At 68.0% G+C, this 24,484-nt stretch carries 24 protein-coding genes; 14 read left to right on the forward strand and 10 right to left on the reverse strand.

Translation table 11 applies throughout. The features are described 5' to 3' along the window. Positions 1 to 54: 54 nt before the first annotated feature. A complete protein-coding gene (locus ACRYJK_RS00375; RefSeq protein ID WP_482665619.1) occupies positions 55 to 762 on the forward strand; it encodes a DUF4136 domain-containing protein in 708 nt (235 codons plus the stop codon). 66 nt (positions 763 to 828) lie between these two features. Here the strand turns inward: ACRYJK_RS00375 and dnaA are convergent, their stop codons facing one another. The 3 genes from dnaA to mutM all read right to left on the reverse strand — a co-directional run bounded on the left by dnaA (position 829) and on the right by mutM (position 3,933). Continuing rightward, positions 829 to 2,217, reverse strand: a complete 1,389-nt coding sequence (gene dnaA, locus ACRYJK_RS00380) for a chromosomal replication initiator protein DnaA (RefSeq protein ID WP_482665620.1) — start codon at positions 2,215 to 2,217, stop codon at positions 829 to 831. Between the two features lie 490 nt (positions 2,218 to 2,707). Next, positions 2,708 to 2,971, reverse strand: coding sequence for a 30S ribosomal protein S20 (gene rpsT, locus ACRYJK_RS00385; protein WP_482665621.1), 264 nt, complete (start codon positions 2,969 to 2,971; stop codon positions 2,708 to 2,710). Positions 2,972 to 3,108: 137 nt separating this feature from the next. Further along, positions 3,109 to 3,933 carry a bifunctional DNA-formamidopyrimidine glycosylase/DNA-(apurinic or apyrimidinic site) lyase gene (gene mutM / locus ACRYJK_RS00390; protein WP_482665622.1) on the reverse strand — a complete coding sequence of 275 codons (825 nt, stop codon included), beginning with the start codon at positions 3,931 to 3,933 and terminating at the stop codon, positions 3,109 to 3,111. A gap of 78 nt (positions 3,934 to 4,011) precedes the next feature. On the opposite strand from mutM, the gene ACRYJK_RS00395 reads away from it, so the two are divergent. Next, entirely contained in the window at positions 4,012 to 4,746 is a 735-nt protein-coding gene (locus ACRYJK_RS00395; protein WP_482665623.1) for a class I SAM-dependent methyltransferase, read from the forward strand. 22 nt (positions 4,747 to 4,768) lie between these two features. Further along, positions 4,769 to 6,316 carry a 2-polyprenylphenol 6-hydroxylase gene (ubiB, locus tag ACRYJK_RS00400; protein WP_482665624.1) on the forward strand — a complete coding sequence of 516 codons (1,548 nt, stop codon included), beginning with the start codon at positions 4,769 to 4,771 and terminating at the stop codon, positions 6,314 to 6,316. A 1-nt stretch (position 6,317) separates the two neighbouring features. On the opposite strand, the gene ACRYJK_RS00405 is transcribed toward ubiB, so the two are convergent. Further along, the gene (locus ACRYJK_RS00405; protein WP_482665625.1) at positions 6,318 to 6,671 is read right to left on the reverse strand and encodes a DUF4440 domain-containing protein; all 354 of its coding nucleotides are present in this window, start codon (positions 6,669 to 6,671) and stop codon (positions 6,318 to 6,320) included. A gap of 110 nt (positions 6,672 to 6,781) precedes the next feature. On the opposite strand from ACRYJK_RS00405, the gene ACRYJK_RS00410 reads away from it, so the two are divergent. From ACRYJK_RS00410 to ACRYJK_RS00430, 5 genes are read left to right on the forward strand one after another with little or no spacing between them, the layout of a single operon-like run. Continuing rightward, positions 6,782 to 7,015: a type II toxin-antitoxin system CcdA family antitoxin gene (locus ACRYJK_RS00410; protein ID WP_482665626.1), complete on the forward strand. Its 234-nt coding sequence runs from the start codon at positions 6,782 to 6,784 to the stop codon at positions 7,013 to 7,015. 39 nt (positions 7,016 to 7,054) lie between these two features. Further along, the gene (locus ACRYJK_RS00415; RefSeq protein WP_482665627.1) at positions 7,055 to 7,312 is read left to right on the forward strand and encodes a CcdB family protein; all 258 of its coding nucleotides are present in this window, start codon (positions 7,055 to 7,057) and stop codon (positions 7,310 to 7,312) included. Next, positions 7,312 to 8,535, forward strand: coding sequence for a bifunctional phosphopantothenoylcysteine decarboxylase/phosphopantothenate--cysteine ligase CoaBC (gene coaBC, locus ACRYJK_RS00420; protein WP_482665628.1), 1,224 nt, complete (start codon positions 7,312 to 7,314; stop codon positions 8,533 to 8,535). The genes ACRYJK_RS00415 and coaBC overlap by 1 nt, the downstream gene beginning before the upstream one ends. Then, positions 8,519 to 8,980 carry a dUTP diphosphatase gene (dut, locus tag ACRYJK_RS00425; protein WP_482665629.1) on the forward strand — a complete coding sequence of 154 codons (462 nt, stop codon included), beginning with the start codon at positions 8,519 to 8,521 and terminating at the stop codon, positions 8,978 to 8,980. The genes coaBC and dut overlap by 17 nt, the downstream gene beginning before the upstream one ends. Before the next feature lie 58 nt (positions 8,981 to 9,038). Continuing rightward, entirely contained in the window at positions 9,039 to 9,755 is a 717-nt protein-coding gene (locus ACRYJK_RS00430) for a HesA/MoeB/ThiF family protein (RefSeq protein WP_482667355.1), read from the forward strand. Here ACRYJK_RS00430 and metC read toward each other — a convergent pair. The 3 genes from metC to ACRYJK_RS00445 all read right to left on the reverse strand — a co-directional run bounded on the left by metC (position 9,752) and on the right by ACRYJK_RS00445 (position 13,137). Then, a complete protein-coding gene (gene metC, locus ACRYJK_RS00435) occupies positions 9,752 to 10,993 on the reverse strand; it encodes a cystathionine beta-lyase (RefSeq protein ID WP_482665630.1) in 1,242 nt (413 codons plus the stop codon). The genes ACRYJK_RS00430 and metC overlap by 4 nt on opposite strands. Beyond that, positions 10,945 to 11,796, reverse strand: a complete 852-nt coding sequence (sseA, locus tag ACRYJK_RS00440) for a 3-mercaptopyruvate sulfurtransferase (protein ID WP_482665631.1) — start codon at positions 11,794 to 11,796, stop codon at positions 10,945 to 10,947. Before sseA ends, metC begins: the two co-directional genes overlap by 49 nt. An 87-nt stretch (positions 11,797 to 11,883) precedes the next feature. Continuing rightward, positions 11,884 to 13,137 carry a hypothetical protein gene (locus ACRYJK_RS00445; RefSeq protein WP_482665632.1) on the reverse strand — a complete coding sequence of 418 codons (1,254 nt, stop codon included), beginning with the start codon at positions 13,135 to 13,137 and terminating at the stop codon, positions 11,884 to 11,886. 210 nt (positions 13,138 to 13,347) lie between these two features. Here ACRYJK_RS00445 and queF point away from each other — a divergent pair, with 210 nt between their 5' ends. Beyond that, positions 13,348 to 13,830, forward strand: a complete 483-nt coding sequence (gene queF / locus ACRYJK_RS00450; protein WP_482667356.1) for a preQ(1) synthase — start codon at positions 13,348 to 13,350, stop codon at positions 13,828 to 13,830. 133 nt (positions 13,831 to 13,963) lie between these two features. Beyond that, entirely contained in the window at positions 13,964 to 15,517 is a 1,554-nt protein-coding gene (locus tag ACRYJK_RS00455) for an amino acid permease (protein WP_482665633.1), read from the forward strand. 168 nt (positions 15,518 to 15,685) lie between these two features. On the opposite strand, the gene gmk is transcribed toward ACRYJK_RS00455, so the two are convergent. From gmk to ACRYJK_RS00470, 3 genes are all read right to left on the reverse strand, one after another. After that, positions 15,686 to 16,345, reverse strand: coding sequence for a guanylate kinase (gmk, locus tag ACRYJK_RS00460; protein WP_482665634.1), 660 nt, complete (start codon positions 16,343 to 16,345; stop codon positions 15,686 to 15,688). Between the two features lie 83 nt (positions 16,346 to 16,428). Then, positions 16,429 to 18,015 carry a phosphoglycerate dehydrogenase gene (serA, locus tag ACRYJK_RS00465; protein ID WP_482665635.1) on the reverse strand — a complete coding sequence of 529 codons (1,587 nt, stop codon included), beginning with the start codon at positions 18,013 to 18,015 and terminating at the stop codon, positions 16,429 to 16,431. Between the two features lie 130 nt (positions 18,016 to 18,145). Beyond that, positions 18,146 to 19,273, reverse strand: a complete 1,128-nt coding sequence (locus ACRYJK_RS00470) for a phosphoserine transaminase (RefSeq protein WP_482665636.1) — start codon at positions 19,271 to 19,273, stop codon at positions 18,146 to 18,148. Between the two features lie 177 nt (positions 19,274 to 19,450). Between ACRYJK_RS00470 and ACRYJK_RS00475 the strand changes: the two genes are divergently transcribed. The 4 genes from ACRYJK_RS00475 to ACRYJK_RS00490 all read left to right on the forward strand — a co-directional run bounded on the left by ACRYJK_RS00475 (position 19,451) and on the right by ACRYJK_RS00490 (position 24,458). Further along, complete coding sequence (locus tag ACRYJK_RS00475) at positions 19,451 to 19,606, forward strand: hypothetical protein (protein WP_482665637.1); 156 nt, start codon at positions 19,451 to 19,453, stop codon at positions 19,604 to 19,606. A 97-nt stretch (positions 19,607 to 19,703) separates the two neighbouring features. Then, on the forward strand, positions 19,704 to 22,382 hold the full coding sequence (acnA, locus tag ACRYJK_RS00480; RefSeq protein WP_482665638.1) for an aconitate hydratase AcnA: 2,679 nt from the start codon (positions 19,704 to 19,706) through the stop codon (positions 22,380 to 22,382). Between the two features lie 22 nt (positions 22,383 to 22,404). Further along, complete coding sequence (locus ACRYJK_RS00485) at positions 22,405 to 22,935, forward strand: hypothetical protein (protein WP_482665639.1); 531 nt, start codon at positions 22,405 to 22,407, stop codon at positions 22,933 to 22,935. Next, positions 22,932 to 24,458 carry a TIGR00341 family protein gene (locus ACRYJK_RS00490; protein ID WP_482665640.1) on the forward strand — a complete coding sequence of 509 codons (1,527 nt, stop codon included), beginning with the start codon at positions 22,932 to 22,934 and terminating at the stop codon, positions 24,456 to 24,458. The genes ACRYJK_RS00485 and ACRYJK_RS00490 overlap by 4 nt, the downstream gene beginning before the upstream one ends. Positions 24,459 to 24,484 lie beyond the last annotated feature (26 nt).

Here is a 24,484-nt window from a genome sequence, read left to right on the forward strand (position 1 = left end):
GGACCGTGATTGCGCAGCGGGCGGGGTTCTGCGCGCATCGAGGGGTTGAGTGTGATGTCGATCGTTACCCGTATCAAGACGGCGGGTCGGACCGTCCAAATCGTCGCCGGCGCACTCGCGCTCGGAACGCTGACTGCCTGCGCGACGCCTGGCTTCAATGCCGATGTGTCGCGTTTCTCGCGCATGCCCGTGCCGCAGGGCCAGACTTTTACGGTTGTTCCGCGCGACAACGCGATGGCCAACAGCCTCGAGTTCCAGAGCTACGCCGGCCTCGTCGCGCAGGCGATGGAGCGGCAGGGCTACCGCGTGATCGCGCCGGGGGCGAACCCTGACATGGTGGTGAAGATCGCCTATGGCGTCGACCAGGGCCGCGAGCGTGTGGTGAGCGACGCCGGTTGGTCGGACCCCTTCTGGGGTCCGGGCTGGGGCTACAACAGCTATTACAGCCGTCCCTACATCGTGCGCACGCCCTACGGCTACCGCTACGTCCGCGGCTTCTATGATCCGTTCCTCTATGGCCCGATGTTTGGCGACTATGGGCGGGTGCGCAGCTACACCGTCTACACCAGCGGCCTCGACATGGCGATCGAGAGCCCTGGCGGCGAGCGACTGTTCGAAGGTTCGGCGGAAGCGGTGTCGCGGACGAACGACCTGACGCGGCTGGTGCCGAACCTGGTGCAGGCGATGTTCACCGGCTTCCCGGGCAACACCGGCGAGCGGGTTCGCATCACCGTGGCGCCGGATCCGGTCGCCCGGCGCTAAGTCTCCGACCGTTTTGCTATCAAGGGGCGCGGTGGCGAAAGCTGCCGCGACCCTTTCTTTTGCGGATTAGCTGACCAGCCCGGCGCGGATGCGGCGGATGTCGGCGTCGAGGTCGGCATCGCCGGCGCGCAGCGTTTCGATCGTGCGGATGGCATGGATGACAGTCGAATGGTCGCGCCCGCCGAAGCGCCGGCCGATCTCGGGAAAGCTGCGAGGGGTCAGCTCCTTGGCGAGATACATCGCGACCTGCCGCGGCCGGGCGATGGCGCGGGTGCGCCGCTGCGAGGCCATCTCCGCCTTGTCGAGGCGATAGTGGGCGCAGACCGCCTTCTGAATCTCTTCGATGGTGATGCGTCGTGCGGCATGGCGCGCCTGATCTTCGAGCCGGGTGCGCGCGAAATCGAGCGTCACCGCTTCGCCCGTCAGCGTCGCATAGGCGATCAGCTTGTTGAGCGCGCCTTCGAGTTCGCGGACGTTGCGCGGGAAGGTGGCGGCGATCCACGCGAGCACGTCCTCGCCAACATTGGCGCCTCGCTCGGCATTCATGGCGGCAAGGATCGCGTGACGCAGCAGCTCGTCGGGCGCGTCGATATCGGCGACAAGCCCGCCGCCCAGCCGCGAGGCCAGCCGGGGATCGACGCCATCGAGCAGATGCGGCGCGCGGTCGGCGGCGAACACTAGACGCCCGCCGCCCGCAGTCACCTCGTCGATGGTGTGGAGAAGCTCGGCCTGAGTCGAGGTCTTGCCGATGACGAACTGCAGATCGTCGATCAGCAGCAGGTCGGTAGCGCGCAGCCGCGCCTTGAAATCGAGCGTGTCGCCAGCGCGCATGGCGGCGACGAACCCGATCATGAACTTCTCGGCGGACAGCATCGTCACGCGCGCATCCGCGTCACGCTCGATCGTGGCGGCAGCGATGGCGTGGAGGAGGTGCGTCTTGCCCTGACCGGTGTCGCCGCGGAGGTAGAGCGGCGCGAACGCCGGACGCTCCGGTGCTGCCATGCGCCGCGCCGCATTGGCAGCGAGAATGTTGCTGCGTCCGGTAACGAAGCGCGCGAAGCTGAGACGCGGGTCGACCTGCGGCGCGGGCGCGCGGGGCGGCGTCGGCGCGTCGCCGCGAATCGCGATGCTCGTCGCACCGTCTCGCGCCGCGACCGAAACCTTGATCGCCAGGATATCGCTGCGCTGCTGGCGCCATGCGAGCAGCAGGCGGTCGAGGAAACGCGCTTCGATCTGCTGCCCGGTGAATGCCGACGGGGCTGTGAGTTCCAGCGTGCCGGTGTCGTCAAGCGCGCCTAACTTCACATGTTTGAGCCAGTGATCGAAGGTGCGCGCGCCAAGGTCACGGCGCAGCCCGGCGGCGACCCCCTGCCACTGCGCGGACAAGGCCGCTGCGGGGCCGGCTTCGGGCGCCACCAAAGCCGTCATCCCTGTCGAGAGCAGGTCTTCACTCATAGTCTCCCGACGTCCTCCCACCGCGACCGCATCCGCCCCCTCCGACGGATTTTGGTCACAACCCGACCCGCCCAGGCCAACCGTGTCGGCCTCGGTCGATGGTCGCCCTATTGTTCGTGGCACGTCCCTGGCGCGGTCGGCGCGGGGTCGGTGCAGGGGGTTTGTAGGAAGGGATTTCAGAGTCGAGCAAGCGTGCCGAGCGTAAAAAATCTGAAATAAAGTCGTTGACGCGGATTCGCGCCGGGTTGCTGCTGAAGTGTCACAACGTGCTGATGTTGATCAGTTTTCACAAACCCTAACGATCCGGGGAGCGCTCGAATCGCGTGACTCCCGACCGTGCCGGATGGTGGCCGACCGACCCGAACGAATGTTCCACGAGAGCAGGGGAGGGACCAAAAAGCGAACCGCCGGCGCACCTGTGGGGTGGCCGGCGGCAGAGCCTCTTTCGAGGCGATTCGGATTGTCGCAGGGTCGGCCCCTGCGTGGTCGATCAGGCGAGCGAGCCGACCGCCTTGGTCAGACGCGAGAACTTCCGCGCGGCCGTGTTCTTGTGAATGACGCCCTTGGCGACGCCGCGCGCCATTTCCGGCTGCATCTGCGCCAGCGCAGTCGTCGCTGCCTCCCGATCGCCGGCGGCGAGTGCCGATTCGACCTTCTTCACCATCGTGCGGATGCGCGACACGCGCGTTTTGTTGACAATGGTGCGGCGCTCGTTGCGACGGATGCGCTTGCGCGCCTGGGGCGTATTGGCCATCGAATCCTCAAGAAGACGGTATGAACTGGGCGGGCGCGGGCCCGACGGGCCACGACAAAGTGGACACGCCCTGCGCTCGCGAAGCCGCGCCCTTAGCGGCCGACCCGCCAGAGGTCAATGAAAAGCCGCGGCAAAGCCTAGCGCTGGCATCGGGCGCACCAGAAGGTCGACCGCCCTCCCTGAACGAAGCGGGCAACCGGCGCAGCGCAGGTCGGGCATGCCTGCCCCTCGCGGCCATAGACCCGCCATTCATGCGCGAAATAGCCAAGCTCCCCGTCAGGCTGACGATAATCGCGGATGGTCGACCCGCCGACCTCGATCGCTCGGACGAGCACCGCTTTGATCGCACTCGCCAAGTCGTCGAGCCGCGCACGCGATATGCGCCCGCCCGCACGCTTCGGCGAGATATGCGCGAGGTGCAGCGCTTCGCAGACGTAGATATTGCCGAGTCCCGCGACGATGCGCTGGTCGAGCAGCAGCAGCTTGATGGCGGCGACGCGGCCGCGCAGCGCTTGATGAAGATAGGCGCCGTGGAACGCGTCCGACAGCGGTTCCGGCCCGAGCGCGGCGAATGGCGTGAACGCCGCCTCATTTTCGCCCTCGACCAGATCGACCGAGCCAAAGCGACGCGGATCGTTGAGCGCCACCCGGGCGCCACTGTCCATGGTCAGCACCAGATGGTCATGTTTGTCGAGCGGCGCATCGTCGGCGATCCCGGTCCGCCACCGTCCCGACATGCCGAGGTGAAAGATCAGGGTCGCGTCGCGGTCGGTGGCGATGATCCCATATTTCGCGCGGCGGCTGATGGTCGTGATGGTCGCTCCCGTCAGCCGCTGCGCGAGACCGTCGGGAAAACTTCGCCGCAGGTCTGCGCGCCGCACCTCCACCGCGGCGATGCGCTGACCCTCCAGCAGCGGGCGCAGGCCCCGGACGGTGGTTTCGACTTCGGGCAGTTCGGGCACGCCGCCGCCCTAGCAGGATGGCGGCGCGAGCCAATATCGCGCTCGACCCGTCACGCTTCCGTGTCTATCGGGCTTTCTATGTCAGAAACGGTATCGTTCGGTCACGAACAGGTGGCGCCCGAGGAAAAGACGCGGCGCGTCGGGGGGGTCTTTTCCCGCGTCGCGCGGCGCTACGACATCATGAACGATGCCATGTCGGGCGGCATGCATCGGCTGTGGAAGGACCGCTTCGTCGCGCAGGTCAATCCGCGTCCGGGCGAACGCATCCTCGATGTCGCGGGCGGGACGGGCGACATCGCCTTTCGCATGGCGGCGCGCGGCGCGGACGTGACCGTCAGCGACATCAACCCCGACATGCTCGCCGTGGGCATGGAGCGCGCGGGCAAGCGCGGCATCTCCGGCCTCGTCTGGCAGGAGGCCAATGCCGAGGAGCTGCCGTTCGCGACCGATCATTTCGACGCCTACACCATCGCCTTCGGTATACGGAATGTGACGCACATCGACCGCGCGCTGGCGGAGGCCCGGCGCGTGCTGAAGCCGGGCGGGCGGTTCTTCTGCCTCGAATTTTCGACCAGCGAATGGCCGGGGTTCAAGGAGAGCTACGACGTCTATGCGCGCAACATCGTGCCGCGCATCGGCGAAGCGATCGCGCAGGATCGCGATAGTTACCAGTATCTGGTCGAATCGATCGAACGCTTCCCGACGATGGAGGCGTTCCGCGCGATGATCGAGGAAGCCGGTTTCGTCCGCACCCGCGTGACTCCGATCCTCGGCGGGCTGGTGGCGATCCATTCCGGCTGGACGCTCGACTGATGCGCAGCGGAGACGTGCGGGCATGACCCGCCCCGCCACGCATATTGCGCGCCTGCTGCGCTGGGGCCGGGTGCTCGCCCGCCATGGTGCGCTGCGCGGGATCGAAGCGTCGCCGACGACGCCCGCGCCGGTGCGGAGGCTTACGCGGATCGCCCGCTTCGGCACCATCCAGCCGCGCGAGCCCGATTATGCCGCGGCCTTTCGCGCCATCGGTCCGGCGGCGATCAAACTCGGGCAAACGCTCGCCACGCGCCCCGACGTGATCGGCGAGGCGGGCGCGCGCAACCTCGTTTCGTTGCAGGACAGTCTGCCGCCGGTGCCCTTCGACGAGGTGCGCCCGCATATCGAATTCGCGCTCGGGCGACCGCTCGAGGCGCTCTATTCCGCGTTCGACCCCAATCCGGTGGGGTCGGCCTCCGTCGCGCAGGTGTATCGTGCCACCACCACCGACGGCCGTGAGGTGGCGGTGAAGGTGCTGCGCCCCGGCGTCAAAGAGAAGTTCGCGCGCGACATCGACACCTATGAATGGGCGGCCGCGCATCTCGAGGCGATGGGAGGCGAGGCCAGGCGGCTGCGTCCGCGGCTGGTCATCGCCAATTTCAAACGCTGGACACTGCGCGAGCTCGACCTGCGCCGGGAGGCTGCGTCGGCATCCGAGCTGTCCGAAGCGGCCGTCGCGACCGAAGGCTATCGTGTGCCCGCGGTCGACTGGGACCGCACGACGGGCAGTGTGCTGACGATCGAATGGATCGACGGCATCAAGATCTCCGATGTGGACGCGCTGCGCGCCGCCGGCCACGACCTGCCGCTGCTCGCGCGGCGACTGGTCAATGCGTTTCTGCGCCAGGCGATCGCGGAGGGGTTCTTCCACGCGGACATGCACCAGGGCAACCTGCTCGTCGCGCATGATGGCACCATCGTCGCCATCGATTTCGGCATCATGGGCCGGATCAACCATCAGGCGCGGCAGTGGCTCGCGGAAATCCTGTTCGGATTGATCACCGGCAATTACCGCCGCGTCGCCGAGATCCACTTCGAAGCGCAATATGTCCCTGCACACCACAATGTGGAGGAATTCGCGACCGCGTTGCGCGCCGTGGGCGAACCGATGCGCGGCAAACCGGTGAGCGAGCTGTCGGTCGGCATGATGCTCGACGGCCTGTTCGCCATCACCCGCGATTTCGACATGGAGACGCAGCCCCATCTGCTGCTCCTCCAGAAAACGATGGTGATGATCGAGGGCGTCGCCACCAGCCTCGACCCCACCATCAACATGTGGGAGACCGCCGGCCCGTTTGTGCGCGAATGGATGCGCGGTGAGCTGGGGCCGGAGGCGCGGCTCGCCGATCGTATCCGCACTGACCTTGAGACGATCAATCGCATCCCCGGCCTCCTCCGCCGGCTCGAGGATGCCTACCCCCCCGCCGGCGGCGCCCCCCCGCCACCGCCGCTTCCCGACGTGCCACTGATGTGGGAGCGGCGGGAGGCTGGCGTCGCGTGGTGGCGGTGGCTGGCGGTAGCGGCGCTCGGTGCGGGTGTCGGCGCGGCAGCGGTGGCGCTGCTGACCTAGCTTAGCTTTTCAGCGGCACGGTCTGCTGGTGCTGCACGACCTGCCAGTCATGATCGCCGCAGCGCTGATAGGTGCTCGTCGCATAGCAGGCACATTGCTCGTCGCCGCGAGTTGCTTCGACATGATAGGCGCAGACGATCATGCCATATTCGGGGCGCGCGATGCGCTGGTCGGAGAAGCGCACGTCCTCCCAGCGCGGCGTGTTGCTGACGGCATCGATCGCCTGTTCGCCGGACACCACATAGGGTTCGGCCGGGACGACCATCAGGCAGTCCTTGCTCACGAGCTTTTCATAGACGTCGCGGCCTCCCTTCCACAGGCTTTCCTCGGTCGACCAGAGCCGCGCATCTTCCATCAGCTTTACTCCATTTGATCTGTGCCGCGGCAACGGGCGACGGGGGAGGTTCCGCTTGGCATTCGGCGGTGCGATGGGCATGATCGATGCGCATTCCAGGAGACCCGACCATGAACGCTCCGATCCGCAAGCGTCCGACCAACGTGTCGCTAGACCCGGCGCTGGTCGACGCAGCGCGCGAACATGGTGTCAACATCTCGCGCGTCTGCTCCCAGGCGCTGGAGGCCGAGGTGCGCCGCGCACGCGAAGCGAAATGGCTTGAGGAGAATCGGGAAGCCATCGAGGCAACGAACCGTTGGGTTGACCAAAATGGCCTGCCCCTGGCCAAGTACCGGATGTTTTAGTTGGCCCGGCACGACGTGAGACGGGAGAAAGGCGGCGATGTGTTGCTGCTGGACTGTCAGGCAGATGTGCTCTCGCACCTGCACACGCGCTTCGTTGCACCGTTGCTGCCCGATGACAGCGCGCCCCGCATGGAGCGCTTCCAACCGATCTTCGATTTCGGCGGCGAACGCCTTTACCTGGCCACACATTTAGCAGCGAACGTCAATGTTCGGGTACTTGGGGAAGTCATTGGCTCGCTCGAACATGAGCATGATCGCATCATGGCGGCGTTCGACATGCTGTTGACGGGGGTGTGATGGCGCGCGTGTTGCTGATCGTCGGCGGGGGGATTGCCGCTTACAAGAGCGCCGAACTCGTGCGTGCGCTGCGCAAGCGGGGCGACACGGTGACGCCGGTGCTGACCCGGGGCGGGGCGCAGTTCGTAACAGCGCTGACGCTCGGCGCGCTCGCGGGGAGCCGCGTCTATATCGACCTGTTCGACCTCAAGGACGAGGTCGAGATGGGGCATATCGAGCTGTCACGCAGCGCCGATGCGATCCTCGTCTGCCCGGCAACCGCCGATCTGATGGCGAAGATGGCCGCCGGCATCGCCGACGATCTCGCCACGACGTTGCTGCTCGCAACCGACGCGCCGGTACTGGTGGCGCCCGCGATGAACGTGCGCATGTGGCAACACCCGGCCACGCTGCGCAACGTGGCGACGCTGCGCGCCGACGGCGTCGCCGTTATGGAGCCCGATGTCGGCGCGATGGCCTGCGGCGAATATGGCCCCGGACGACTGCCGGAGATCGAGCGCATCCTGACGGATCTGGACGCCGTGCTGGAAAAGGGCGCGCCGCTGCGTGGGTCGGAAGGCGTCTCCGCGCGCTTGGCCGGCCGGCACCTGCTCGTCACCGCCGGACCGACGCAGGAACCGATCGACCCGGTCCGCTATCTCGCCAACCGATCGAGCGGGAAGCAGGGTTTTGCCATTGCCGAAGCCGCGGCGCGAGCGGGAGCCAGGGTGACGCTGGTCGCGGGACCCGTCGGCCTCCCGACCCCCGCCGGGGTCGATCGTATCGATGTCGAGACCGCGGCGCAGATGGCGGCCGCGGTCAACCGCGCGCTCCCCGCCGATGCCGCGGTGATGGTGGCCGCCGTCGCCGACTGGCGCCCGGCGAACGCCTCCGCTTCCAAGCTGAAAAAGAATGGCATCGCGCCCGCGCCGATCGCGCTTGCGGAGAACCCGGACATCCTTGCGGGCTTGGCGGACTCGCCGCTGCGCCCGACCTTGGTCGTCGGCTTTGCCGCGGAAACCGACGATGTGCTCACACACGCGCAGGCGAAACTCGCGCGCAAGGGGTGTGACTGGATCGTCGCCAACGACATCCTCGCCGACCCGATGGGGGGCGAGCGCAACCGCGTCCACCTCGTCACCAAGGATGGCGTTGACAGCTGGGACCGGCTGCCGAAGGAGGAGGTCGCCCGCCGCCTGATCGACAGGATCGCCGATGCCCTTGGACATGTTGCCCGCGACTGACGTCGTTGCTCCGGACCTTCCGATCATGCGCCTACCCAATGGGGGAGGGCTGCCGCTGCCCGCTTACGCGACCGATGGCGCCGCGGGGCTCGACGTGGTCGCGGCGGAATCGCTGACGCTGCGGCCCGGGGCGCGCGCCGCGGTCGCGACGGGCCTCGCGCTGGCGGTGCCACGCGGGTGGGAGGTGCAGGTCCGTCCGCGCTCCGGCCTGGCGCTCAAATATGGCATCACCTGCCTCAATACTCCCGGCACGATCGACAGCGATTATCGCGGCGAGGTCAAGGTGATCCTCGCCAACCTCGGCGACGAGCATTTCGAGGTGAAGCGCGGCGAGCGGATCGCGCAGCTCGTGCTCGCCCCCGCGCCGCAAGCGCGGGTGCTGGAGGTCACGCAGCTCGACGCGACCGCACGCGGCAGCGGCGGGTTCGGCTCGACCGGCCGCTGACCGAGCAGAGCACAGAGCCATCCTCAGCGACGACGAACTCGACCGCTACGCGCGCCAGATCATCCTGCCCGACATCGGTGCGCGCGGGCAGGAGCGTCTGCGATCGGCGCGAGTGCTCGCGATCGGGGCGGGCGGAATCGGCTCGACCGCGCTGCCTGCGCTGGTCGGCGCCGGGGTGGGGCTGTTGCGCGTCGTCGATCCGGATGTCGTGGACGTAAGCAACCTTCACCGCCAACCGCTCTTCACCTCCGCCGACGTGGGGCGCGCCAAGGTGACGGTCGCAGCGGAGCGCCTGTCGGCGATCAATCCGCTCGTCGCGATCGAAGCGGTGGAGCGGCGGGCCGAAACCGCAACTCTGCCCGCGCTGCTCGATGGCATCGACCTCGTTATCGACGGCAGCGACAATTTCGCCACCCGGCTCGCGGTGAGCGATGCCGCGACTGCTGCGCATATTTCGCTGGTGAGCGCCGCGGTCGCGCGCTTCCAGGGACAGGTCGGCACCTTCACCGGCTGGCTGCCCGACCGACCCTGCTATCGCTGTTTCGTCGGCGATGCCCACGACAGCGACGACTGCGACACCTGCGCCGACCAGGGCGTGCTGGGGGCGATGGTCGCGATGGTCGCGGCGTTCGGCGCGCTCGAGGCGGTCCGCCACATCACCGGCTTCGGTGAGAGCGCGGAGGGGAAACTCCACATCATCGATGGTCTCGAGCCCCATTGGAGGACGATGGTCCTTCCGAAGGACCCGGCCTGTCGGGGCTGCCGATCCGCCTAGCGCAGCGTCGCGAGCGCCTGGTCGAGGTCGGCGATGAGGTCGGCGGGATCCTCCAGTCCGATCGAGAGACGGATGAGGGGGCCGCCGGTCCAGCGACACACCGTCCGCCGGGGATCGGCCGGGATGGCGAGGCTTTCATACCCGCCCCAGCTGAAGCCGATGCCGAAACGCTCCAGCGCATCGACGACCGCGTCGCGCTGTGCAGGACTGGTGTCGGCAAGCGCAAAGGCGAACAGCCCCGCAGAGCGAAGAAAGTCGCGCCGGTAGAGGTCATGGCCAGGCGCGCCGGGGAGGGCGGGGTGGAGCACCGTGGCGACCGCCGGGTGGGCCCGCAGCCACTCGGCGACGGCGAGGCTGCTTGCGGCATGGCGGGCGAGCCGGACGTCGAGCGTACGCAGCCCGCGGAGCATCAGCGCGCAGTCGTCGGCGCTGACCGATTGACCGAGTTCGTACGCGACCTCGCGCACGCGCGGCCAGAGATCGGGCGTGACCGTCAGCGATCCCATCAACGCATCCGAATGACCGCCGACATATTTGGTGAGGCTGAGCATCGCGATGTCCACGCCATGCTCGATTGCTCGAAAGCCGAGCGGCGACGCCCAGGTGTTGTCGATCATCGTCGCTACGCCCGCCGCCCTTGCCGCGGCGACGATGGCGGGCACGTCCTGCACCTCGAACGTCAGGCTGCCCGGGCTCTCCACCACGATCAGCGCGGTATTCGCCTGAATCAGCGCGGCAATATCGCTGCCCACCGCAGGGTCGTAGTAGCGCGTGGCGACGCCGCCCCGTTTCAGCAGGCCATCACAGATGGCCCGCGTCGGTTCGTAGGCGGAATCGACCACGAGGATGTCATCGCCCGGCTTGGTCATCGCAATCAGCGCGGTCGCGATCGCGGCAACCCCGCTCGGGAACAGCAGCGTCCCTGCGGCGCCGGGCTCGAGCTCTGTCAGCGCATCGCACAACGCCCACACGGTCGGCGTGCCGCGACGGCCGTAATAAAGCTTGTCATGGGTATCGCGGCCGCGGTCACGTAACGCTGCAACATTGTCATAGAGGATGGTCGACGCGCGCCAGACTGGCGGATTGACGATGCCGCCGCCAATGCGCTCGTCATGCGTCCATTCGTTGCGGCGCCCTGCGTTGGCGAGCCGGGTCGCGAGCCCTTCGCCCGCGCGATCGTCGGCCACGGTCAGGCGGCGGGGCCGGTCGCCTTCGGCGTGGCGGGGTCCATACCCCATTCGGCCCAGCTCCCGTCGTACACCGAGACGTTTTCGTTGCCGAGGAGGTGGGCGCCGAATGCCACCACGCTCGCGGTCATGCCGCTGCCACAGGTCGCGACGATCGGGCGCACGGGGTCGACGTCGGCGTCGGCGAAGGCGGCGCGCAGCGCTTCCCCTTGCTTCCACGTGCCGTCCGCATTGAACAGCTGCGCGTGGGGGAGGCTGCGCGAGCCGGGAATGTGGCCGGGGGCGATGCCCGGGCGGGGATCGCTCTCCTCGCCGGTAAAGCGCTTCGCGGGCCGTGCGTCAACGATCTGCGCGTCGTCACGACCGCCCTTCACGAGGTCCGCGACCTGATCCTTGGTCCGCACCGCACCCGCGTCATGCCAGGCGGTGAAATGCCGATGGCGAAGCTGCTGGTTACCGCTCTCCAGCGGCCGCCCTTCGGCGCGCCATTTGGCGAGACCGCCGTCGAGGATCGCCACCGAATGCGCGCCGAACAGTTTGAGCAGCCACCAGGCGCGCGCCGCGCTGTTGAGCGGGCTGTCGTCGTACAGCACGATGCGGCTGCCATCGCCAAGGCCGAGGCTTTGCATCCGGCTGGCGAACTTCTCCGCCTTGGGTGCCATGTTCGGAATGTCGCTCGTGCCATCGGTGAGTTCGCCGAGGTCCATAAACACCGCGCCGGGGATGTGCCCCGCCTCATACTCTGCGCGCGCGTCGCGATCGCCGTCACCCATGAAGCGCGTCGCATCGACCACGCGGAGGTCGCTGGCGCCCAGTTCCTTGGCAAGCCATTCGGTGGAGACGAGCGATTCCATGGGCCAACCTCGATCAATGAAAGACGCGTTTGTCCTATGGCGCGCACGGGACCTTGGCAAGAAACGCCACGCCGCACGCGCAGGCCATCACGCCACGCGTCCGATGCCGAGATCGCGCTGTGCCACCGCGTCGTAGCGCTGCGGACCCTGGTCGAGACGGAACGGAGCGAGCTTGCCGGTGCCCGCGCTGCCGCCCGCCTCACGCCCGATCACAAAGGCGCGGCCGACCTGCCCGTCGAGCGGCGCGGCGTCGGGGCCGTGGCCGTAGCGGACGTCGACGCCGACCAGCGGAATGGCGACCAGTCGCCCTTCAAGCGTAACGGGTTTCAGCGCATCGAGCGGCGCGGCGAGTTCGCCTTCGATCCGCTGCACGCCTCCGGCCCCGATCCGATCGATGCGATGATGCGCCGCCCCGTCATCCTGTGCGAACCAGCCGGCGATTCCTTGGGGATGCGAACCGCTGCCGGCGAACAGGCCGATGCGGACGCGCACGCCCTCCGCTGCGACTGCGCCGTCGTTCGCAATCTCAATCATATAGCGCGCGCGCAGGTTCATCAGCGTTGATTGTGCGTCGATCGGCTGAAAGCGAATCCGCAGGTCCGCGCGGCGGGGTGAGCCAACGCTTGCGGCCGAAGTCGGCGCGCTCGCCGGGACGGGCTGGCGCGGCGTCAGGCGCGTGGTGACGTGACCGGGGTCGGCACGCCTTGGCTCGACGGCCGGCGCGGGAGCCGGCGCGACGGCGATCGGCGAGGGAGGTACATTCGCTTCGAGCGCCGGAGGTGACGCCGGCTCCGCGTCCGGTTGGCGCCTCCGCCGACGCGCGACAACGACCCCTGCGACCGGCAGCGCCAGCAAGGCAAGCCACCAGGGCGAAAAACCGCCACCGTCGTCCGAAGGCGAGGCGAGGTCGGTGGTGGCCGCGGGTGCGGATGGTGCTTCCGGCACCGCCGCGGCGGGGAGCGACGGGACCGGGGCGGATGGCTGCTCTGCGCCCGGCGCGGCGCTCTGCGGCTGCGGCTGCAGCTGGGCCGGGGCAGGCGTTCGCTCGATGGGAGCAGCGCGCGAGCGATCTTGCGCGGTGTTGGCCGGCGGCGCGGCGCGTGGTCGCGATAATCTGGTGGTCGGCACCGCCTCCGGCGTCAGGTCAGGCCGAGCAGCGACGGGAGGGGGCGCTGGCGTGGCGGGCGGCGTCGGGCGCTGGGCCGGGAGAATGATCGGTGCCGGCGCCGGGGTCGGATTGGCGGGCGGCGGCGCGATCGCGCCATCGGGCGGCCCCTGCACCTGCTGGGCTTGCGCCGTGCCGATGCCGACGATCAGGAACGGCAGGGTGAGAGCGGTCAAGGGCAAAACAAGGCGCACGATCGCGATGGATACCTCAAAGCGGCCGGGACCATCGGTCGAACGGGCGGGATGGAGCGATACGAAAGCCTGCCGGTCTCGCCCATCGTCGCGCGCCGCCCGGCACGGTGCGGTGACAGGCGATGCGCGTGCGCTTAAAGCGCCGTCATGGTCAACCCCCTCCCACCGCACCCGGCGCAGTTTCCGGGCGCCATGCCGCCCGATCCGCCTGCCGCCCCCACCGCCACCCCGGCGCCGCGCTTTCTCGGCCAGCAGGTCGCCGCGCCGGTTTCTCCGGAAGAGGCGCAACTCGATTACGTGCCGAACCCGCGGGCCGACGATCTTTATTGCGTCCGCTTTGTCGCGCCGGAATTCACCTCGCTCTGTCCGGTCACCGGCCAGCCCGACTTCGCGCACCTGGTGATCGATTACGCGCCCGCGACAACCATCGTGGAGTCCAAGTCGCTGAAGCTGTTCCTGACCAGTTTCCGCAACCATTGCGCCTTTCACGAAGCGTGTACCGTGGGGATCGGGCGGCGGCTGTTTGATGAGATGCAGCCGCGTTGGCTGCGCATCGGCGGCTACTGGTATCCGCGCGGCGGCATTCCGATCGATGTGTTCTGGCAGTCGGGCGCGCCTCCCGAAGGGCTGTGGGTGCCCAACCAGGGGGTCGCCCCCTACCGCGGGCGCGGTTGAAGGCGTTCGCTCGCTGACACTGAAAAGCGCGAAAAGGCGATTGCGTCGCGCGAACTTCTGATTAGGGTCGCCCGCCAAAGTGACGGGCGCGCACAGTCTGGCTGTTGGCTGAAGCGCGCCGGGGGAGACAGTAATGATTTTCGATCGGATCAAGCCGCTCGACGCGATCCTGGCGACCGCTGAGAAGAAGTCGCTCAATCGCTCGCTGGGCGCGTTCCAGCTGACGATGCTCGGCATCGGCGCGGTGATCGGCACCGGTATTTTCGTGCTCACCGCCGAAGCCGCGCAAAAGGCAGGCCCGGGCATGATGATCAGCTTCATCATCGCCGGTGTCGTCTGCGCGGTGGCGGCGCTGTGCTACGCTGAAATGGCGTCGATGGTGCCGGTTTCGGGCTCCGCCTACACCTACAGCTATGCGGTGATGGGAGAGCTGATCGCGTGGATGGTCGGCTGGGCGCTGATCCTCGAATATGCGGTCGCGGCGGGCGCGGTCAGCGTCGGCTGGTCGGGCTACATGATCGGCTATCTCGAACATTTGCTGGGCACCGACATATCCGATGCGCTGACGCTGGGGCCGTTCGACGGCGGCGGCATTAACCTGCCCGCGATGGCCATCGCGCTGCTCGTCACCCTGCTGCTGATCCGCGGGACCAAGGAATCAGCAACCATCAACGCCATTCTGGTCGGCGTGAAGATTCTCGCGCTGACCGCATTCATCGTGCTCGCCGTTCCGGTCATGAACATGGAGAATTTCGAGCCGTTCAGCCCGCTTGGCATCGGCGGCATCAGCGCCGCAGCAGCATCGATTTTCTTTGCTTATGTGGGCTTCGATGCGGTCTCGACCGCCGCCGAAGAAACCAAGAACCCGCAGCGTAACATGCCGATCGGCCTGATCGGCAGCCTCGCCATCTGCACCATCTTCTACCTGCTCGTCGCCGCCGGCGTGATCGGTACCGTCGGCGCGCAGCCGGTCGGGGTCGCCAACGGCCACGCGCTCGAACCCGGCAGCCGCGAGCTCGCCGAAGCCTGTCGCGCGATGGGCGATCAGGCGGTGGTCTGCTCGAAGGAAGCGCTGGCGTGGACGCTACGTGAAATCGGCTGGCCGCAGATCGGCAATCTCGTCGGCCTCGCCGCGATCCTCGCGCTGCCGTCGGTGGTGCTGATGATGATGTTCGGCCAGACGCGCATCTTCTTCACGATGAGCCGCGACGGCCTCCTCCCCGCCGCGTTCAGCCGGATCCACCCGAAGTATGGCACGCCGCACTTCATCACGGTCATTACCGGCATCGCGGTGGCGCTGTTCGCCGGGTTCTTCCCGGTCGGCCAGCTTGCCAACATCTCGAACTCGGGGACGCTGTTTGCCTTCGCGGCGGTGTCGATCGCGGTGCTGATGCTGCGCCGCACCGACCCGAACCGTCGGCGCCCGTTCCGCACGCCGTTGGTCGGGCTGGTCGCGCCGCTGTCGATTGCGGGTTGCGCTTACCTGTTCTGGAGCCTCGATCAGAAGAGCAAGGTGTTGTTCGCGATCTGGGCGGCGATCGGGCTGGTGGTGTACTTCATCTACAGCCGCAACCGCAGCCATGTCGGGCAGGGCATTGTCGACGTGCCGGAGGACGACGCCGACGTTCCCCCGCAGCCCGTCCCGCCACTCCCGGGCATCCACACCCCCGGCGGCAAGGACGCCTGAGCCAAGGCGAGCGACGTAGCGAACGCTCCGTCGCGCTCCTGCCAACGGCAGGACGCCGCAGGCCGGCCGAGGGGCAGGGCAAACCCTGCCCCGTCGACGTCACGGGATTTGCTCCCGTGACGGCCTCCGCCCCCGATCGTAAATATCTCGCGCGTCAGGCGACGCCGCTCAGCTGGGCTCGCCCTCGGTGAGAAGCTTCCTGACGAAGCCGATCAGCCCCTGCTGGCGGCTGCGCTTGAGCCGCTCGGCGGCGAGGATCGCCGCGACGTCGGCGTAGCAACGTTCGACATCGTCGTTGACCAGCACATAGTCATAGCCGTCCCAGTGCGACACCTCGGCCGCGGCGCGGCCCATGCGGCGGGCGATGACTTCCTCCGCATCGGTGCCCCGCCCGCGCAGGCGACGGTCCAGCTCGGCCATCGACGGCGGAAAGATGAACACCCGCACGACGTCGCCGCCCGCCTGCTGGTAGAGCTGCTGCGCGCCCTGCCAGTCGATGTCGAACAGCACGTCGCGCCCGGTCCTGAGCGCGGCCTCAACCGGCGCGCGCGGGGTGCCGTAGCGGTGATCGAAGACGTGCGCCCATTCGAGGAACTCGCCGTCGCCGACCATGTCTTTGAATCGCGCGAGGTCGACGAAATGATAGTCGACGCCGTCCTGCTCGCCGGGCCGCGGCGGGCGCGTGGTGGCGCTCACCGACATGGTCAATTGCGCGTCGCCAGCGAGGAGCTTCCTGGAAATCGTCGATTTTCCCGCCCCCGACGGCGACGACACCACAAACAGAATGCCGCGACGGCGGAAATGGTCGGGGTGGGGCGCGCAGTCCATGCGACGCCGAGCCTTGGCGCGGGGGAGGCGCGAGGTCAATGTCGGCGCGGTCCTCCCCGGGACGGGGGAGGACCGCTGCCGCCCTAGAAGCGCAGCGCCGCGACGCGCCGCACGCCCTCCAGCCCGCGGATCGCCGCGAGGACGCTCTCGGGCACATGCTGGTCGATCGACAGCAGCAACACCGCTTCGCCCCCAGCCTCGCGCCGGCCGAGGTGGAAGGTGCCGATGTTGACGCCCGCTTCGCCCAACGCGGTGCCGATGCGGCCGATGAAGCCGGGTGCGTCGTCGTTGACGACGAACAGCATTTCGTCTGCCAGCTCGGCTTCGATCTTGATCCCGCGCAGCTCAACGAGGCGCGGGGTATCTTTGCCGAACACCGTCCCCGCGACCGACCGTTCGCCGCCCGCGCCCGCCGATCCAACGCGCAGCAGCGTCGCATAATCGCCCTCGCGATCGTGGCGCACCTCCTTGAGGTCGATGCCATGTTCGCGCGCAAGGTGCGGCGCGTTAACCATGTTCACGCTCGCCGACCACACCCCCATCAGCCCCGCGAGCACGCCCGCGACGATCGGCTTCTGGTTGAGCGCGGCCGCGGCGCCTTCGGTCTCGACCGACACCGCGGTGACGCCTTCGCCCTCGAGCTGGCCGACCAGTCGCCCCAGCTTTTCCGCCAGCGCCATGTACGGCTTCAGCTTTGGCGCCTCTTCCGCGCTGAGGCTGGGGACGTTGAGCGCGTTGGTGATGCCGCCGTTGAGCAGATAGTCGCTGATCTGCTCCGCCACCTGGATGGCGACATTGACCTGCGCTTCGTCGGTCGACGCGCCGAGGTGCGGCGTGCAGATGAAGTTGGGGGCGCTGAAGAGCGGGTTGTCGGGGGCGGGGGGCTCGCTCTCGAACACGTCCAGCGCCGCGCCCGCGACGTGGCCCGAATGCAGCGCCTCCGCGAGTGCGGCTTCGTCGATCAGCCCGCCGCGCGCGCAGTTGACGATACGCACCCCACGTTTCATTTTCGCCAGCGCCTCGCGAGAGAGGATGCCGCGGGTCTGGTCAGTGAGCGGGGTGTGCAGCGAGATGATGTCCGCCCGCGCCAGCAGCGCGTCCAGCTCCACCTTCTCGATCCCCAGCTCCACCGCGCGGTCGGGGGAGAGGAAGGGGTCGTAGGCGATGACCTTCATCTTGAGGCCCTGCGCGCGGTCGGCGACGATCCCGCCGATGTTGCCCGCGCCGATCAGCCCCAGCGTCTTGGCGCTGAGCTCCACGCCCATGAAGCGGTTTTTCTCCCACTTGCCCGCCTTGGTCGACGCGTCGGCCTCCGGCACCTCACGGGCGAGCGCGAACATCATGGCGATGGCGTGCTCGGCGGTGGTGATGGAGTTACCGAATGGGGTGTTCATCACCACCACTCCCTTCGCCGACGCGGCGGGGATATCGACATTATCGACGCCGATGCCGGCGCGCCCGACGACCTTCAGCCGGTCGGCGTGGGCGAGGAGGTCGGCGGTCACCTTGGTCGCGCTGCGGATGGCGAGGCCGTCGTAATCGCCGATGATCGCTGCCAGCTCGTCCTTGGACAGGCCGGGTTTTTCATCGACGGCGACGCCCCGCTCGCGAAAGATCGCGGCGGCTCGGGGGTCCATCTTGTCGCTGATGAGGACGCGCGGTTGAGTCATTTTCTTACTCCGTCTCCCTTGAGGGGAGGGGGCCGGGTCGAGGGTCCTTGCCGCTCCGTCCGGCCCGTTGTTGTCGAGGTTGGTGAGAGGCCCTCACCCAACCCTCTCCCGGGGGGAGGGGGCTTTTTGGTCAGCGCACCTGGCTCCACGCCCAGTCGAGCCACGGCCCCAATGCGCTAATGTCGGCGGCGTCGACCGTCGCGCCGCACCAGATGCGAAGGCCCGGCGGCGCATCGCGGTAGCCGGCGATGTCGTAGGCCACGCCCTCCTCCTCGAGCAGTGCGGCGAGGCGTTTGATCGTGCCCGCGTCCGCGCCCTCGACCGTCAGGCAGACGCTGGTAGTCGACCGCGACGCCGGGTCGCGTGCAAGGTGGCCAAGCCAGTCTCGTTCGCGTACCAGCGCATCCAGCGCCTCGGCATTGTCCTCACTGCGCGCGATCAGTGCGTCGAGCCCGCCCAGCCCCCGCGCCCATTCGAGAGCGAAGATCGCGTCCTCCACCGCCAGCATCGACGGGGTGTTGATCGTGTCGCCCTTGAACACGCCCTCGTTGAGCGCGCCCTTCGCCATCAAACGAAAGACCTTGGGCAGCGGCCAGGCGGGGACGTAGCTCTCCAGCCGTTCGATCGCGCGCGGGCCAAGGATGAGCACCCCGTGCGCGCCTTCGCCGCCGAGCACCTTTTGCCAGCTAAAAGTGGCGACGTCGATCTTGTCCCACGGGAGGTCATAGGCGAACGCCGCGCTGGTGGCGTCCGCGAAGGACAGCCCCTCGCGGTCGTTGGCGATCCAGTCGCCATCCGGCACGCGCACGCCGGAGGTTGTGCCGTTCCAAGTAAACAGCACATCGTTCGACCAGTCGACTGCGCTGAGGTCCGGCAGATCGCCATAATCAGCACGGATGACGGTGGGGTCGAGTTTCAGCTGCTTGACCGCGTCGGTCACCCAGCCCTCGCCGAAGCTTTCCCACGCGAGCGCGGTGACGGGGCGCGCGCCAAGCATGGTCCACATCGCCGTTTCGAACGCGCCGGTGTCGCTGCCGGGGACGATGCCGATGCGGTGCGTGGGCGGCAGCCGCAGCAGCTCGCGCATCAGGTCGATGCAATAGCCGAGCCGCTCCTTCCCGATCGCGCTGCGATGCGAGCGGCCGAGCGACTGGGTGGCGAGCTTTTCGGGGGTCCAGCCCGGCGGTTTGGCGCAGGGACCGGAGGAGAACCACGGCCGCGCAGGACGCACGTCGGGCTTGGGGGGAACGTCAGTCATGTACGACTCTCCTTGCAGAGAGCCCGCGCGGCGTTGGGACCGCGTGGCCCGTCGACCGGAGTAGGGCCTTCGAACGCGTTGTCAAATGCGGCTGATCGCTGGCGGAACCGGGGCGGAGCCTGCGCGCTGTGCACCTGTGCCGCGCGAGGGGCGTTGGGGCACCAAGGGAGACGATAAATGGAACAGCGCGGGGATGAAGTACGGGTCACCACGACCGAAGCGAGCGGCGGTCGCAAGCTCGGCGTAATGCGTTGGGTGCTCGGCATTTCGATCGTGCTGGCGGCGATCGCCATGTTCCTGATCTTTGCCGGCGGGACGCAGTCCGTCGGCTGATCCAACGGCGGGCGGGGTGCCACCCCGCCTTTTCCTCTTCGCCATGTTGGATTAGGGCCGGAGGCATCTCCCCCATTCGAGCGAAGAGGATACGCCCATGACCGCCACCCCGCAGGACAAGCTCGGCGCGCGATCGACGCTCGAGGTGGGCGGCCGCACCTACGATTATTACAGCATCGACAAGGCAGCGAGCGCGCTGGGCGGCGACCCGGCGCGGCTGCCTTTTTCGCTGAAGGTGCTGCTCGAAAACCTGCTGCGCTTCGAGGACGACGGGTTCACCGTTTCGACCGATCATATTTCGGCGCTGATGAACTGGGCGGACGATCCCGTCACCGGCCAGGAGATCCAGTATCGCCCGGCGCGCGTGCTGCTCCAGGATTTCACCGGCGTGCCATGCGTCGTCGACCTAGCCGCGATGCGCGACGCGATTGCGCGGCTCGGCGGCGATACGTCGAAAATCAACCCGCTCGTCCCCGTGCACCTCGTCATCGACCACAGCGTGATGGTCGACGAGTTCGGCCACCCCAAAGCGTTCGAGCGCAACGTCGAGATCGAGTATCAGCGCAATCTCGAACGCTACGACTTCCTCAAATGGGGTTCGAAAAGCCTCGACAAGTTCAACGCGGTGCCGCCGGGGACGGGCATCTGCCACCAGGTTAACCTCGAACATATCGCGCAGTCGGTGTGGACGCATGAGGACGAGAGCGGCCGCACGCTTGCCTACCCCGACACCTGCGTCGGCACCGACAGCCACACGACGATGGTCAACGGCCTCGGCGTGCTCGGCTGGGGCGTCGGCGGGATCGAGGCGGAGGCGGCGATGCTCGGCCAGCCGGTGAGCATGCTCATTCCCGAAGTGGTCGGCTTCAAGCTGACCGGCGCATTAAAGGAAGGCGTGACCGCGACCGACCTCGTGCTGACCGTCACGCAGATGCTGCGCGCCAAGGGCGTCGTCGGGCGCTTCGTCGAATATTACGGCCCGGGTCTCGACGCGCTGACGCTCAGCGACCGCGCAACGCTGGCCAATATGGCGCCCGAATATGGCGCGACCTGCGGCTTCTTCGGCATCGACGACAAGACCATCGACTATCTCCGCCTGACCGGCCGCGAAGAGCAGCAGATCGCGCTTGTCGAAGCCTATGCCAAGGCGCAGGGACTGTGGCGCCACGCCGACATGGAAGACCCGGTCTTCACCGACACGCTCGAGCTGGACATGGGGACGGTGGTGCCGAGCCTCGCCGGGCCGAAGCGCCCGCAGGACAAGGTTGCCCTGACCGAGGTGGACGAGACCTTCTGCAACGACCTCCACGCGACCTACCAGCGCGACCGCAGCAACCGCGTCGCCGTCACGGGCACCGATCATGACGTGGGCGATGGAGACGTCGTCATCGCGGCGATCACCAGCTGCACCAACACCTCCAACCCGGGCGTGATGGTCGCCGCGGGGCTAGTGGCAAAGAAGGCCAACGAACGCGGCCTGAAGCCCAAGCCGTGGGTCAAGACGAGCCTCGCGCCGGGGTCGCAGGTCGTCACCGACTATCTCGTCAAGGCTGGGCTGCAGCCGCACCTCGATGCGATCGGCTTCGACCTCGTCGGCTATGGCTGCACCACCTGCATCGGCAATTCCGGTCCGCTCGCCGAGCCGATCAGCAAAGCGATCAACGAAAACAACCTCGTCGCCGCGTCGGTGCTGTCGGGGAACCGCAATTTCGAAGGGCGCGTCAGCCCTGACGTGCGCGCGAACTTCCTCGCCTCGCCGCCGTTGGTGGTCGCTTATGCGCTCAAGGGCACGGTAGTGACCGACATGGTCGCGACGCCAATCGGCATCGGCAGCGACGGGCAGCCCGTGTACCTCCGCGACATCTGGCCTACCAACCAGGAGGTCCACGACACGATGACCGCGGCGATCGACCGCGGCATGTTCCAAGCCCGCTACGCCAACGTCTATCAGGGTGACGAACATTGGCGCGCGATCGAGGTCGAGGGGTCCGACACCTATAGCTGGCGGGCGGGCTCGACCTACATCGCCAATCCGCCCTATTTCGAGGGCATGACGATGACCCCCGAAGCGGTGAGCGACATCATCGGCGCCAAGCCGCTCGCCATCCTGGGCGACAGCATCACCACCGACCACATTTCGCCGGCGGGCTCGATCAAGCTCGACAGCCCGGCGGGCCAGTGGCTGACCGAGCATCAGGTCGCGCGCGCGGACTTTAACAGCTACGGCGCGCGCCGCGGGCATCATGAGGTGATGATGCGCGGCACGTTCGCCAACATCCGCATACGGAACGAGATGGTGCCTGGCGTCGAAGGAGGCATGAGCCGCTACGGCAGCGAAGTCATGCCGATCTACGATGCGGCGATGAAGCATCGCGACGACGGCACGCCGCTCGTGGTCGTGGCGGGCAAGGAATATGGCACCGGCTCCTCGCGCGATTGGGCGGCGAAGGGCACGCGGCTGCTCGGCGTCAAGGCGGTGATCGTCGAAAGCTTCGAACGCATCCATCGTTCGAACCTCGTCGGCATGGGCGTGTTGCCGCTGCAGTTCGTCGACGGCGCGACGCGGCAGACGCTCGGCCTCACCGGCGACGACAGCTTCACCATCCGCGGCGTCGCCGATCTGAAGCCGCGCCAGCGGGTTGAGGTTGAAGTGACGCGCGCCGACGGCACGAGCTTCAGCTTCCCGGCGCTGTGCCGCATCGATACCGAGAACGAGCTCGAATATTTCCGCCACGGCGGCATCCTGCACTACGTGCTTCGCAAACTCGCGGCGTAAGCAGGCGACGGGGGGGAGAGCAATGGACAACGGGGTCGGTGACGAACAGGGCGCCTCGCCGGGCGCGGACACGCTCATCTACGCCGATCTCGCGCTCGACGCCGCGGCGCGGTCGGAGCTCGCGAAGGGGGCAGTCGGTGAAGCGGTGAGCTTCGTTTCGGACAAGCAGGCCGACGACCCGCATGCGGTGCGCGTTCTCAGCGCGCGCAACGTCGATCTCGGCGCGCTCGACGCGCATCGCGAACTGGTGCGGCGCCGGCTCGATCGCGGGCAGCCGGTCACCGTCGAGCTGGCGGAGCTCGGCGACGACCGCGCGACGCTGCGGATCGACCTGGATGGGCGCGAGCGCAGCGCGGTCGGTCGCATGCGCGACCCGGTCCCTTACGACACGACGCGTCCGCCGCGGCAGGCGATGCGTGGCTGGAACGGGATCCTTCTGTTCGGCGGGCTCGCGGCGGCCCTTGTCCTCGCGATCTACTTTAACATGCCAGACCGGACATCGGCGCCGTTGAGAACGGTACCCGCCGAATCGAGCGGCTCGACTGCACCTTGAGTAGCGAGGCTCAGGAGAGCGCCGGCACGCTCAACCGCTGGTGGTGGTTCTTCCGTCGGCGGTGGGACCGCTCGCAGCGTCAGCTCGACCGCAGCGACGTCCTCGCCAAGGTCGCGAGCGACAGTCGCCTGACCGGCCGCTTCGTCCTGATGACCGTGGCCGCGGCGGGGATCGCCGTGCTCGGCCTGATCCAGAACAGCGTGGCGGTGGTGATCGGTGCCATGCTCATTGCCCCGTTGATGGACCCCATCATGGGTCTGGGATTCGGCATCTGTGTCGGCGACACGCGCTTCATTCGCCGAGCCGGCTCCACTTTGCTGATCGGCGTTGCCCTATCGATCGCCGTTACCGCGCTGATCGGCTGGGCCTCGCCCCTCGACGGCGTGACAAGCGAAATCGCCGCCCGCACCCAGCCGACGTTGCTCGATCTTGTCATCGCTCTGCTCGGCGGCGTCGCGGGCGCCTATGCGGTGGTCAAAGGGCAGCAGGGGCGGATGATCGGCGTCGCGATCGCCACCGCGCTGATGCCGCCGCTGGCCGTCGTGGGCTTTGGCCTTGCAACGCAGCGCTGGTCCGTGGCGGGCGGAGCGGCGCTGCTGTTCGCGACGAACTTTGTCGCCATCTCGCTCGTCACGACGATCGTTGCGCGTATCTACGGATTTCGCAGCAGCGATACGCCTTCGGCGCGCTGGCAGGGGATTGGCATCCTCGCCACCTTCGCCGTGCTCGCGACGCCCCTCGCGCTCGGTCTGTCGCGCATCGCCTGGACCGAGCGCGCGCAGGCGCAGGCCGATCGCGCGATCAAGGCGGCGTTTGGCCCACGCACGCGCGTCTCCGACCTCGCCGTCTCGCGCGATGGCGATGCGGCCGCGGTTCGCGCAACCGTGCTGACCGCGCAGGCGGAGCGGGTCGACCCGGACGTCGTGAAGGCGGAGCTCGAGCGTGAGTGGGGGCGGGAGGTGATGGTCGATCTCACCCAGCTGCGGGTCGCCAGTGCCGCAGCGCTGGAGCAGGTCGAGACGGCGCTCGCCAAAAGCGATGGCGCGGCCGCGCGCAGCCTCAAGGCTGATGGTGTGCGCGTTGCGCTCGCGGCAGTCGCCGGGGTGACCCCGGACGAGGTGCTCGTCGACAGCTCGGCGCAGCGAGCCATCGCACAGGCTGCTCCGGTAGCGGGCGCCGACCTCTCCTTTTACCGCGAACTTGAGCGGCGCGCGGCTGCGCAGGCGGGCACGGGCTGGGACGTCCGCCTCACGCCGCCGAGGCTGGAGCTGGAGTCGATCCCCGCTGCCAATGCCGACGGCCATGCAGAGGCGGTGGCTTTGGCGGCGTGGGCGAGCCAGCGAACCGGCGCGGCCCTCGAAATCGGCCCGGGCCCGCGCGCCGAGGCGCTCGCGGCGGCCGGGGCGAGGGTGGTAACCCGCGCCGGCGCATCGCCGACCCGCCCCCGCTGGGTCGAAGCGCCGCCACCCGCCGCACCTGCAGAGGCTGCGGCCCGGGCCGACAGGGAGCCGACGAAGGAATGATCAGGTTTGGAACGACGCGCTATGAC

The sequence above is a fragment of the Sphingomonas sp. BLHR8 genome, from assembly GCF_056821725.1.